General features: G+C 60.0%; 9 protein-coding genes. All 9 read left to right on the top strand.

Going from position 1 to position 11,598, the window contains the following annotated elements:
- The first annotated feature begins 116 nt into the window (after positions 1 to 116).
- The gene (gene hutC / locus CKW17_RS17265) at positions 117 to 827 is read left to right on the top strand and encodes a histidine utilization repressor (RefSeq protein WP_162130175.1); all 711 of its coding nucleotides are present in this window, start codon (positions 117 to 119) and stop codon (positions 825 to 827) included.
- Positions 824 to 1,393, top strand: coding sequence for a HutD family protein (locus tag CKW17_RS17260; RefSeq protein ID WP_095120750.1), 570 nt, complete (start codon positions 824 to 826; stop codon positions 1,391 to 1,393). The genes hutC and CKW17_RS17260 overlap by 4 nt, the downstream gene beginning before the upstream one ends.
- A gap of 448 nt (positions 1,394 to 1,841) precedes the next feature.
- A complete protein-coding gene (gene hutU / locus CKW17_RS17255; protein ID WP_095047181.1) occupies positions 1,842 to 3,524 on the top strand; it encodes a urocanate hydratase in 1,683 nt (560 codons plus the stop codon).
- Between the two features lie 152 nt (positions 3,525 to 3,676).
- The gene (locus CKW17_RS17250) at positions 3,677 to 5,149 is read left to right on the top strand and encodes a cytosine permease (RefSeq protein WP_095120749.1); all 1,473 of its coding nucleotides are present in this window, start codon (positions 3,677 to 3,679) and stop codon (positions 5,147 to 5,149) included.
- A gap of 70 nt (positions 5,150 to 5,219) precedes the next feature.
- Positions 5,220 to 6,188: an ABC transporter substrate-binding protein gene (locus CKW17_RS17245; RefSeq protein WP_095120748.1), complete on the top strand. Its 969-nt coding sequence runs from the start codon at positions 5,220 to 5,222 to the stop codon at positions 6,186 to 6,188.
- A gap of 83 nt (positions 6,189 to 6,271) precedes the next feature.
- Positions 6,272 to 7,123, top strand: a complete 852-nt coding sequence (locus tag CKW17_RS17240; RefSeq protein WP_007949591.1) for a proline/glycine betaine ABC transporter permease — start codon at positions 6,272 to 6,274, stop codon at positions 7,121 to 7,123.
- Positions 7,120 to 7,950 carry a glycine betaine/L-proline ABC transporter ATP-binding protein gene (locus tag CKW17_RS17235; protein WP_008080602.1) on the top strand — a complete coding sequence of 277 codons (831 nt, stop codon included), beginning with the start codon at positions 7,120 to 7,122 and terminating at the stop codon, positions 7,948 to 7,950. The genes CKW17_RS17240 and CKW17_RS17235 overlap by 4 nt, the downstream gene beginning before the upstream one ends.
- A gap of 134 nt (positions 7,951 to 8,084) precedes the next feature.
- Complete coding sequence (gene hutH, locus CKW17_RS17230; protein ID WP_095120747.1) at positions 8,085 to 9,608, top strand: histidine ammonia-lyase; 1,524 nt, start codon at positions 8,085 to 8,087, stop codon at positions 9,606 to 9,608.
- A 118-nt stretch (positions 9,609 to 9,726) separates the two neighbouring features.
- Entirely contained in the window at positions 9,727 to 11,259 is a 1,533-nt protein-coding gene (gene hutH, locus CKW17_RS17225) for a histidine ammonia-lyase (RefSeq protein WP_095120746.1), read from the top strand.
- Positions 11,260 to 11,598: the final 339 nt, after the last annotated feature.

Here is an 11,598-nt window from a genome sequence, read left to right as displayed (position 1 = left end):
TATACATATACAGACGTTTGCCTGCCCGGTAAACTCCGGCAAGCTAGCCACTTTCATCCAATGAACAGGGATCAACCGTGCCGACTCCGCCTCCAGTCTCCCCGTTGGCCGCGAACATGGGCGACAGTCCGGCGCCCTTGTACGCCCGCGTCAAACAGATGATCACCCAGCAGATCGACAGCGGAAACTGGCCGCCGCACTACCGCGTGCCGTCCGAAAGCGAGCTGGTCAATCAACTCGGCTTCAGCCGCATGACCATCAACCGCGCCCTGCGCGAGATGACTGCTGACGGCTTGTTGGTGCGCATGCAAGGCGTCGGCACGTTCGTCGCCGAACCGAAGAGCCAGTCCGCGCTGTTCGAAGTGCATAACATCGCCGACGAAATCGCTTCCCGTGGTCATCGCCACACCTGCCAGGTCATCACCCTCGAAGAAGAGGCCGCCGGTTCCGAACGCGCCTTGGCGCTGGACATGCGTGAAGGGCAGAAGGTGTTCCACTCGCTGATCGTGCATTACGAAAACGATATCCCGGTGCAAATCGAAGACCGTTTCGTCAACGCACTGGTCGCACCGGAATACCTCAAGCAGGATTTCACTCTGCAAACGCCTTACGCCTATCTCAATCAGGTGGCGCCGCTGACCGAGGGCGAGCACGTGGTTGAAGCGATCCTCGCCGAATCTTCCGAGTGCAAGTTGCTGCAGATTGAAAAGGGTGAGCCTTGCTTGCTGATTCGTCGCCGCACGTGGTCTGGGCGTCAGCCGGTGACCGCTGCACGTTTGATTCACCCAGGTTCTCGTCATCGTCTGGAAGGGCGGTTTCATAAATGAGTGCACTTAAGGTTTTACGCGCTGAAGGTTACCCGCGCATGCCGTGGAAAAATGGCGGTGGCAGCACTGAGGAAATCACTCGTGATGCGGGTGCCGGTCTGGACGGTTTCGGCTGGCGCCTGTCGATTGCCGACATCGCCGAGTCGGGCGGTTTTTCGACCTTCGCCGGTTACCAGCGGGTAATCACCGTGTTGCAGGGTGATGGCATGACCCTGTGCGTCGATGGCGACGATACGCGCGCGCTGTTACCGCTCGACCCGTTCGCCTTCAGTGGTGAAAGCCAGGTTTCGTGCACGCTGCTTGGTAGCGCGATTCGCGACTTCAATCTGATCTACGCGCCGCAGCGTTACAGCGCGCGCTTGCAGTGGCTGGATGGTGAGCAGCGGTTCTTCAGCTCGGCGGGGACGGTGTTGGTGTTCAGTGTCAGCGAGTTGCTGGAAGTCCGGATCGGTGACAGTGTTTCACAGCTGGGGCGACATGATTGTCTGCAACTGGACGGCAACAGCGGTCTGGTCGAAGTCTCCACCAATGCCGCTTGCTGCGTGATCGAGCTGACTGCGCGCTGATTCAATAATCTCAAAAGATCGCAGCCTTCGGCAGCGCCTACAGGGTGTATATCAATCCCACTGTAGGCGCTGCCGAAGGCTGCGATCTTTTGCTTTTAGGTGTTCCCAACCCACGCACCACTTTGTTACCGAACGCCCCAGCGTGGCGCAAAACCACGCTCACGTAACAAAGTCCCGTCACCCTGAATCATCTCTACGAAAAATTTCATCCACGCCCGAACCCTTGATTCAGGCGCCCTCCAGCCCTGTCCGCAATTTTTCTTGAACGACCCTCCAACAAGTTGGCCGCTTGATTGCATATGCTTGTATGTACAAGTAAAGACGTATGCGTATGAGTCGCTCGAGACTCTCCGCAGCGTCCACTGATTCGCTTGTCGCGCAGCGAAGCGCACAGGCTGCTTGCCCACTGCCAGGGTTGGTTTGAATTGATCGCTGAGGAGTCTTTTTCGTGACTGACAATAAGCCTACAAAGTTTCGCAACGTTGAGATCCGCGCTGCCCGCGGCAACAAGCTGACCGCCAAGAGCTGGCTGACCGAAGCGCCGCTGCGCATGCTGATGAACAACCTCGACCCGGAAGTCGCCGAGAACCCGAAAGAACTGGTGGTTTACGGGGGTATCGGTCGCGCTGCGCGTAACTGGGAGTGCTACGACAAGATCGTCGAAAGCCTGACCAATCTGAACGACGACGAGACCCTGCTGGTGCAATCCGGCAAGCCGGTCGGCGTGTTCAAGACGCACAGCAATGCCCCACGTGTACTGATCGCCAACTCCAACCTCGTCCCGCACTGGGCGAGCTGGGAGCACTTCAACGAACTGGACGCCAAAGGCCTGGCCATGTACGGCCAGATGACCGCCGGCAGCTGGATCTACATCGGCAGCCAGGGCATCGTCCAAGGCACCTACGAAACCTTCGTTGAGGCCGGTCGCCAGCACTACAACGATAATCTCACCGGCAAGTGGGTGTTGACCGCCGGGTTGGGTGGCATGGGCGGCGCACAACCGCTGGCGGCAACCCTGGCCGGCGCATGCTCGCTGAACATCGAATGCCAACAAGTGAGCATCGATTTCCGTCTGAAAAGCCGTTATGTCGACGAGCAAGCCAAAGACCTCGACGACGCGCTGGCGCGCATCGATAAATACACCAAGGAAGGCAAAGCGATCTCTATCGCCCTGCTGGGTAACGCCGCAGAAATCCTCCCGGAACTGGTCAAGCGTGGCGTACGCCCGGACATGGTCACAGACCAGACCAGCGCCCATGACCCGCTCAACGGTTACCTGCCTGCGGGCTGGACCTGGGACGAGTACCGCGCTCGCGCCAAGACCGAACCGGCCGCTGTGATCAAAGCCGCCAAGCAGTCGATGGCCGTGCACGTCAAAGCCATGCTGGAATTCCAGAAGCAAGGCATTCCGACCTTCGACTACGGCAACAACATCCGTCAGATGGCCCAGGAAGAAGGCGTCGAAAACGCCTTCGATTTCCCGGGTTTCGTACCGGCTTACATCCGTCCACTGTTCTGCCGTGGCATCGGCCCGTTCCGTTGGGCTGCATTGTCGGGTGATCCGCAAGACATCTACAAAACCGACGCCAAGGTCAAAGAGCTGATCCCGGACGACGCGCACCTGCACAACTGGCTGGACATGGCCCGCGAGCGCATCAGCTTCCAGGGTCTGCCGGCACGTATCTGCTGGGTCGGCCTGGGCCTGCGCGCCAAGCTCGGCCTGGCCTTCAACGAAATGGTCCGCAGCGGCGAGCTGTCGGCGCCGATCGTGATCGGTCGTGATCACCTCGACTCCGGCTCGGTCGCCAGCCCGAACCGTGAAACCGAATCGATGCAGGACGGTTCCGACGCCGTGTCCGACTGGCCACTGCTCAACGCGCTGCTAAACACCGCGAGCGGCGCGACCTGGGTTTCCCTGCACCACGGCGGCGGCGTCGGCATGGGCTTCTCGCAGCACTCGGGCATGGTGATTGTTTGCGATGGTACTGACGAAGCGGCCGAGCGCATTGCGCGCGTGCTGCACAACGACCCGGCTACCGGAGTCATGCGTCACGCCGATGCCGGTTACCAGATCGCCATCGACTGCGCCAAGGAACAGGGGCTGAACCTGCCGATGATTACCGGAAAGTAATGCTTTCCCCTGTAGGAGTGAGCCTGCTCGCGATGAGGCCGGCACAGTCAGCAAATTTGCTGACTGACACACCGCAATCGCGAGCAGGCTCACTCCTACAAAAGCAAAAGCCAAAAAGAACAAAACCCGGAACAATCCACAGAGGTTGAATCATGGCTGTCAACACCGATCGTGCAGGCAACAAACCGTTGATCGAAAGGCGTTCGATCGACTACATCCCGGAAGCGGAAAGACACGGTCGTCTGTTTAGCCAGTTCACCCTGTGGATGGGTGCCAACCTGCAAATCACGGCGATTGTCACCGGGGCGTTGGCCGTGGTGCTCGGTGGTGATGTGTTCTGGTCGTTGATCGGTCTGTTGATCGGTCAACTGCTCGGCGGTGGCGTGATGGCGCTGCACGCCGCGCAAGGGCCGAAACTCGGCCTGCCGCAGATGATCTCCAGCCGTGTGCAGTTCGGCGTTTATGGCGCGGCGATCCCGATCGTTTTGGTGTGCCTGATGTACCTGGGTTTCACCGCAACGGGGACCGTGCTTTCCGGCCAGGCGTTGGGCCAACTGTTTAATGTGAGCGACAGCGTTGGAATCCTGATTTTCGCTAGCGTAATCGTGGTAGTCACGGTGCTCGGTTATCGGGTGATCCACTGGATCGGCCGTGTCGCCAGCGTGATTGGCGTGATCGCTTTCGTGTTCCTGTTCTGGCGGCTGATGAGCCAGACCGATGTCGGTGCACTCCTGCAAATCCGTCATTTCAGCTGGAGCAGCTTCCTCCTCGCGGTGTCGCTCGCGGCCTCCTGGCAGATCGCGTTCGGCCCTTACGTGGCTGACTATTCCCGTTACTTGCCGAGCAACACCTCGGCGGTGAAAACCTTCTTCGCCGCCGGTGCCGGCTCGGTGGTCGGTGCGCAAGTGGCGATGATCCTCGGTGTGTTCGCCGCGGCTTCGGCCAACGGCCAGTTCGCCGGTCACGAAGTTGCCTACATCGTCGGCCTGGGCGGCACCGGTGCCACCGCTGCGCTGCTGTATTTCAGCATCGCGTTTGGCAAGGTGACCATCTCGACGCTGAACTCCTACGGCAGCTTCATGTGCATCGCGACCATCATCAGTGGTTTCAAGGGTCACCTGACCGTTACGCGTATGCAGCGTCTGGTGTTTGTGCTGGTGATCGTCGGTGCGGCGACCCTGATCGCGCTGCTCGGCCAGCATTCGTTCCTCGGTGCGTTCAAGTCTTTCATCCTGTTCCTGCTCGCCTTCTTCACACCCTGGAGCGCGATCAACCTGGTGGATTACTACTGCATCACCCGTGAGCGTTATGACGTGCCGGCACTGGCCGATCCGAACGGACGTTACGGTCGCTGGAACCTGCTCGGCATCAGCGTCTATGTGTTCGGTGTGCTGGTGCAGCTGCCGTTCATCTCCACCAAGTTCTACACCGGCCCGCTGGTGGCTGCCCTCGGTGACGTGGATATTTCCTGGATCATCGGTCTGGTGCTGCCGGCCGTCGTCTACTACGTGTGCGCGAAAAAATGGCACAGCGCGGTACCCGATCAACTGATTCTGCCGGTCGAGCAGAACAGCGTTGTACAACCTAAAACAAGCGGGGCCGGTCGCGCTGCGGCGCAGGCCTGATTTGGACGTGGACAGGGCTGGATGCCTCTTGACTGCCGTAAGCCAATTCATGATTAGGAGCGTCACAACAATGAAATCGAACAAGACCCTGCTGACCACATTGCTGTCCATGGGCCTGCTGGCCAGTGCCGGTGCGACGCAAGCCGCCGGCTGGTGCGAATCGGGAAAACCGGTGAAGTTCGCCGGGCTGAACTGGGAAAGCGGCATGCTGCTGACCGACGTGCTGCAAGTGGTGCTGGAGAAAGGTTACGACTGCAAGACCGACAGCCTGCCGGGTAACTCCATCACCATGGAAAACGCCCTGAGCAGCAACGATATTCAAGTGTTCGCCGAAGAGTGGGTCGGCCGCAGCGAGGTCTGGAACAAGGCCGAGAAGGCCGGCAAGGTCGTCGGTGTCGGCGCTCCAGTCGTCGGCGCGGTGGAAGGCTGGTACGTGCCGCGTTACGTGATCGAAGGCGACGCCAAGCGCAAGCTTGAGCCGAAAGCCCCGGACCTGAAAAACATCGCGGATCTGGGCAAATACGCCGCCGTGTTCAAGGACGCCGAAGAGCCGTCCAAGGGCCGTTTCTACAACTGCCCGGCCGGCTGGACCTGCGAACTCGATAACAGCGAAATGTTGAAAAGCTATGGCCTGGAAAGCAGTTACACCAATTTCCGCCCGGGCACCGGCCCGGCGCTGGATGCGGCAGTGCTGTCGAGCTACAAGCGTGGCGAGCCGATCCTGTTCTACTACTGGTCGCCAACCCCGCTGATGGGCCAGGTGGATCTGGTCAAGCTCGAAGAAAAACCGGGCGTCGACAAGACCGTAAGCATCAAGGTCGGCCTGTCGAAAACCTTCCACGACGAAGCCCCGGAACTGGTCGCCGTGCTGGAAAAGGTCAATCTGCCGATCGATCTGTTGAACCAGAATCTGGGCCGCATGGCCAAGGAACGTATCGAGTCGCCAAAACTGGCGAAAATCTTCCTCAAGGAACATCCTGAGGTCTGGCATGCGTGGGTCAGTGAAGACGCTGCCAGGAAAATCGACGCGGCGCTGTAGGTCGATACCTCCCGGTCAACCGTGAGGCTGGCCGGGAGATATGCCGTAAACGCTTGATTGAGATTTCTGATTGAGAGCCGCTTATGTTTCCCGAAAGCTTTACCTTTTCCATCGCCGACTGGGTCAACGGTTGGGTCGATTCGCTGGTCACCAACTACGGTGATGTGTTCCGCCACATCTCGGACACCCTGCTCTGGGCAATCGTCAACCTCGAAGGCCTGCTGCGTGCGGCACCGTGGTGGTTGATGCTGGCCATCGTCGGTGTGGTCGCCTGGCATGCCACGCGCAAAGTCGTGACCACGGCGGTCATCGTCGGTCTGTTGTTCCTGGTCGGCGCCGTTGGCTTGTGGGACAAGCTCATGCAGACCCTGGCGCTGATGATGGTCGCGACGATCATTTCGGTGCTGATCGGCATTCCGCTGGGGATTCTCTCGGCGCGCAGCAATCGCCTGCGTTCGGTGCTGATGCCGCTACTCGACATCATGCAAACCATGCCAAGTTTCGTATACCTGATCCCGGTGCTGATGCTGTTCGGTCTGGGCAAGGTCCCGGCGATTTTCGCCACGGTGATCTACGCCGCGCCACCGCTGATTCGCCTGACCGATCTGGGCATCCGCCAGGTTGACGGCGAAGTCATGGAAGCGATCAACGCGTTCGGCGCCAACCGCTGGCAGCAACTGTTCGGCGTGCAACTGCCGCTGGCGCTGCCGAGCATCATGGCCGGGATCAACCAGACCACCATGATGGCCCTGTCGATGGTGGTGATCGCCTCGATGATCGGTGCCCGTGGCCTCGGTGAAGATGTGTTGGTGGGGATTCAGACCCTCAACGTCGGACGTGGCCTCGAGGCCGGTCTGGCGATCGTGATTCTCGCAGTGGTCATCGACCGCATTACTCAGGCGTACGGTCGGCCACGGCATGAGGTGAGCAAATGAGCAACGCAACCGTGAGCAAGATCGAAGTCAAAAACGTCTTCAAGATTTTCGGCAACCGCGCCAAGGATGCGTTGGCCATGGTCGGCCAGGGCAAGACCAAGGATCAGGTGCTGAGCGAGACCGGTTGTGTGGTCGGCGTTAACGACCTGTCGCTGAGCATCGGCACTGGCGAGATCTTCGTGATCATGGGCCTGTCGGGTTCGGGTAAATCGACACTGGTGCGCCACTTCAACCGGCTGATTGACCCGACCAGCGGCGCGATCCTCGTCGACGGCGTGGACATCCTGCAATACGACATGGACGCCCTGCGCGAATTTCGCCGGCACAAGATCAGCATGGTGTTCCAGAGCTTCGGCCTGTTGCCGCACAAGAGCGTGCTCGACAACGTCGCCTACGGCTTGAAAGTGCGTGGCGAGAGCAAGCAAATGTGCGCGGAACGCGCGCTGCACTGGATCAACACCGTCGGCCTCAAAGGCTACGAAAACAAATACCCGCACCAGCTCTCCGGCGGCATGCGCCAGCGCGTCGGCCTGGCCCGCGCTTTGGCGGCAGACACCGACATCATCCTCATGGATGAGGCGTTCAGCGCCCTGGATCCGCTGATCCGCGCGGAGATGCAGGATCAGTTGCTGGAGCTGCAAAAGACTTTGCACAAGACCATTGTCTTCATTACCCACGACCTTGATGAGGCGGTGCGTATTGGTAACCGGATTGCGATTCTCAAGGATGGGAAGTTGATTCAGGTCGGCACGCCGCGCGAGATTCTGCATTCGCCGGCGGATGAGTATGTTGACCGGTTCGTACAGCGGCGTGCTGCGGTGGTTTAGAGAGATTTGTGTTGGCTGGGCTGGCCTCATCGCGAGCAGGCTCACTCCTACAGTTGGAATGCGTACCCCTGTAGGAGTGAGCCTGCTCGCGATAGCGTCGGTGATGCTGCATCAATGTTCGGATGAGGTTAATGATGTCCCAGGCTGAAAAAATCGTTATCACCGGCGCCCCCCTGCGTTGGCAGGACGTGGTCGCCGTCGCCCGTCACGGCGCGCATCTCGAGCTGTCCAGCGACACCTGGGCGCGCATCGAAAATGCGCAAGCCATCGTCCAGCGCATCGTCGAAAGCGGCGAGCGCGCCTATGGCGTCAACACCGGCCTGGGCGGTTTGTCCAACGTTTCCCTGAAAGACGAACAACTCAGCCAACTCTCGCGCAACACCTTGCTCAGCCATGCCTGCGGCGTCGGTCCGGTACTCGCCGACGAGCAGACCCGCGCGATCATCTGCGCGGCGATCCACAACTACAGCCACGGCAAATCCGGCATCCATCGCCGGGTCGTCGAAGCGCTGCTGGCGCTGCTCAATCGCGGCATTACCCCGCAAGTGCCGTCGCAAGGTTCGGTGGGTTATCTGACGCACATGGCACACATCGGCATCGCGCTGCTCGGCGTCGGCAATGTCAGCTATCGCGGCCAGATCACTTCGGCGCAACAGGCGCTGGCCGAGGAAGGCCTGCAACCCGTGCAACTCGGCGCGAAGGACGGTTTGTGCCTGGTCAACGGCACGCCGTGCATGACCGGCCTCAGCTGTCTGGCGATTGCCGACGCAACACGATTGGTCCAATGGGCCGACGTCATCGGCGCGATGAGTTTCGAAGCCCAGCGCGGCCAGATCGATGCGTTCGATGCGGAAATCATCGCGCTGAAACCGCACCCGGGCATGCAGCAGGTCGGCATCAATCTGCGCGCCTTGCTCGATGGCAGTGAAGTGATTGCGTCGAGCAAAGGCATTCGCACTCAGGATGCGCTGAGCATCCGTTCGATCCCGCAAGTTCACGGCGCCGCGCGCGATCAGCTCGATCATGCAATCAAGCAGGTCGAGGCCGAACTCAACGGCTGCACTGATAACCCATTGTTGCTAGGCACGCCGGACAACTTCCGGGTGATGTCGCAAGCCAACCCGCACGGCCAATCGGTGGCGATGGCGGCGGATCTGCTGGCGATTGCCATGGCCGAAATCGGCTCGATCGCCGAGCGTCGCCTTGATCGTTTGGTCAACCCGCACGTCAGCGGTCTGCCGGCGTTTCTGGTGGCCAATCCCGGGGTGAACTCGGGGATGATGATCGTCCAATACGTCGCCGCGTCGCTGTGTGCGGAAAACCGCCAATTGGCGCAACCGGCGGTGCTCGACAACTACATCACCTCGGGCCTGCAGGAAGACCACTTGAGCATGGGCACTAACGCCGCTCTTAAGCTGCATCGTGCGCTGGAAAACTGCACGCAGATTCTCGCCATCGAATATCTGCTGGCGGCGCAGGCGTTTGAGTTCCTCAAGGAACAACGCTTCGGCGTGGGCACTGACCGCGCGTGGCGACTGCTGCGTGAAACGGTTCCTGCCTACGACCAGGATCGCTGGCTGGCGCCGGATATCGCCGCCGCCGCGAGCGTGTTGAAAAAGCCGAATCTGCTGCACAACGTTCTATCGAATTTGCACTGAAAAACTACCCTGCCAGCGTGCCAAGGCGCCGGATGCCCACAAGGCTGAAAGCGACGGATAACGGAATGCTCCGGAGCGAATGGCAAGTTAATAACAAACTCTCAAAAGGAGCATTTAAATGACTGCGCTGAACCTGATTCCCGGCCAACTGAGCCTGGCCCAACTGCGTGACGTCTACCAGAACCCGGTCAAGCTGACTCTCGACAACAGCGCATCGCAGCAGATCGAAGCCAGCGTTGCCTGCGTCGAGCAGATCCTCGCCGAGAATCGCACCGCTTACGGCATCAACACCGGTTTCGGCCTGCTGGCCTCGACGCGCATCGCCAGCGAAGACCTGGAAAACCTGCAGCGCTCGCTGGTGCTGTCTCACGCTGCCGGCGTTGGTCAGCCGATCAGCGATGATTTGGTGCGCTTGATCATGGTGCTCAAGGTCAACAGCCTCAGCCGTGGTTTCTCCGGCATTCGCCGTGTGGTGATCGATGCGCTGATTGCGCTGATCAATGCCGAGGTCTATCCGCACATTCCGCTGAAAGGTTCGGTGGGCGCTTCGGGCGATTTGGCGCCGTTGGCGCACATGTCGCTGGTGCTGCTGGGCGAGGGCAAGGCGCGCTACAAGGGCGAGTGGATGGAAGCTGTCGAGGCGCTGAAAGTGGCCGGCCTGACGCCGCTGACGCTGGCGGCGAAAGAAGGTCTGGCGCTGCTCAACGGTACTCAGGTTTCCACCGCGTTCGCGCTGCGCGGTCTGTTTGAAGGTGAAGACTTGTTCGCGGGCGCACTGGCGCTGGGCGGTCTGACCGTTGAAGCAGTATTGGGCTCGCGTTCGCCGTTCGACGCGCGCATTCACGCGGCGCGTGGCCAGAAAGGGCAGATCGACGCGGCTGCTGCTTATCGTGATCTGCTCGGTGAGCGCAGCGAAGTCTCCGACTCGCACCAGAACTGCGAAAAGGTCCAGGATCCGTATTCGCTGCGTTGCCAGCCGCAAGTGATGGGCGCGTGTCTGACCCAGTTCCGTCAAGCCGCTGAAGTGCTGGCCGTTGAAGCCAACGCGGTTTCCGATAACCCATTGGTATTTGCTGCTGAAGGCGATGTGATTTCCGGCGGCAACTTCCACGCTGAACCGGTGGCCATGGCTGCTGACAACATGGCCCTGGCCATCGCCGAGATCGGCTCGCTGAGCGAACGCCGCATCTCGCTGATGATGGACAAGCACATGTCGCAGCTGCCGCCGTTCCTCGTTGCCAATGGCGGCGTGAATTCCGGTTTCATGATCGCTCAGGTGACAGCAGCGGCGCTGGCCAGCGAGAACAAGGCGTTGTCGCATCCGCATTCGGTGGACAGTCTGCCGACGTCGGCCAACCAGGAAGACCACGTGTCGATGGCTCCTGCGGCGGGCAAGCGTTTGTGGGAAATGGCCGAAAACACCCGCGGCATTCTCGCGGTGGAATGGCTCGCGGCGGTGCAAGGACTGGACCTGCGTAACGGTCTGAAGACCTCGGCGAAGCTGGAGCAGGCCCGGGCGATTCTGCGTAAGGAAGTGCCGTTTTATGAGAAGGATCGGTTTTTTGCTCCGGACATCAATGCGGCGACTGAACTGTTGGCTTCGCGGTGTTTGACTGAGCTGGTTTCGGCGAAGCTTTTGCCTAGTTTGTAAGTGGGTATTCAGGGGTGAGCTTTGTTGTTAGTGAAATCGATCCCCCTCACCCCAGCCCTCTCCCCCAGGGGGGAGAGGGGGAAGGGAGCCGATCTTCAGGGTTTTCAAAGCCTGAGTTCGGCTCAGAATTTTCAGGTCGATGTACCTCGACAGAACAACCCGCTCAGTTCTTTTTCTTCCGTGTGAGAGAGAGTGAAAGGGAGCCGGTCTCGGTGAGCTTCAAGGCCTGAGTTCGGCACAGAAATTCCAGGTCGGCGTACCTCGACAGAACAACCCGGTCAGTCCCCTCTCCCTCCGGGAGAGGGCTAGGGTGAGGGGCTTTTCAGGGTCGCCCACCAA

It is taken from the genome of Pseudomonas sp. Irchel s3f10 (genome assembly GCF_900187515.1).
Classification (GTDB): Bacteria; Pseudomonadota; Gammaproteobacteria; order Pseudomonadales; family Pseudomonadaceae; genus Aquipseudomonas; species Aquipseudomonas tensinigenes.
Note: the sequence above shows the minus strand (reverse complement) of the source record. Positions and strands in the feature narration are given on the sequence as shown.

What these genes read in the sequence shown, in the direction of transcription:
- CKW17_RS17235 (WP_008080602.1), top strand. Translation starts at nt 7,120, where the DNA reads ATGAGCAACGCAACCGTGAGCAAGATCGAAGTCAAAAACGTCTTCAAG.
- CKW17_RS17250 (WP_095120749.1), top strand. Translation starts at nt 3,677, where the DNA reads ATGGCTGTCAACACCGATCGTGCAGGCAACAAACCGTTGATCGAAAGG.
- hutH (WP_095120746.1), top strand. Translation starts at nt 9,727, where the DNA reads ATGACTGCGCTGAACCTGATTCCCGGCCAACTGAGCCTGGCCCAACTG.
- CKW17_RS17260 (WP_095120750.1), top strand. Translation starts at nt 824, where the DNA reads ATGAGTGCACTTAAGGTTTTACGCGCTGAAGGTTACCCGCGCATGCCG.
- hutC (WP_162130175.1), top strand. Translation starts at nt 117, where the DNA reads ATGGGCGACAGTCCGGCGCCCTTGTACGCCCGCGTCAAACAGATGATC.
- hutH (WP_095120747.1), top strand. Translation starts at nt 8,085, where the DNA reads ATGTCCCAGGCTGAAAAAATCGTTATCACCGGCGCCCCCCTGCGTTGG.
- CKW17_RS17240 (WP_007949591.1), top strand. Translation starts at nt 6,272, where the DNA reads ATGTTTCCCGAAAGCTTTACCTTTTCCATCGCCGACTGGGTCAACGGT.
- CKW17_RS17245 (WP_095120748.1), top strand. Translation starts at nt 5,220, where the DNA reads ATGAAATCGAACAAGACCCTGCTGACCACATTGCTGTCCATGGGCCTG.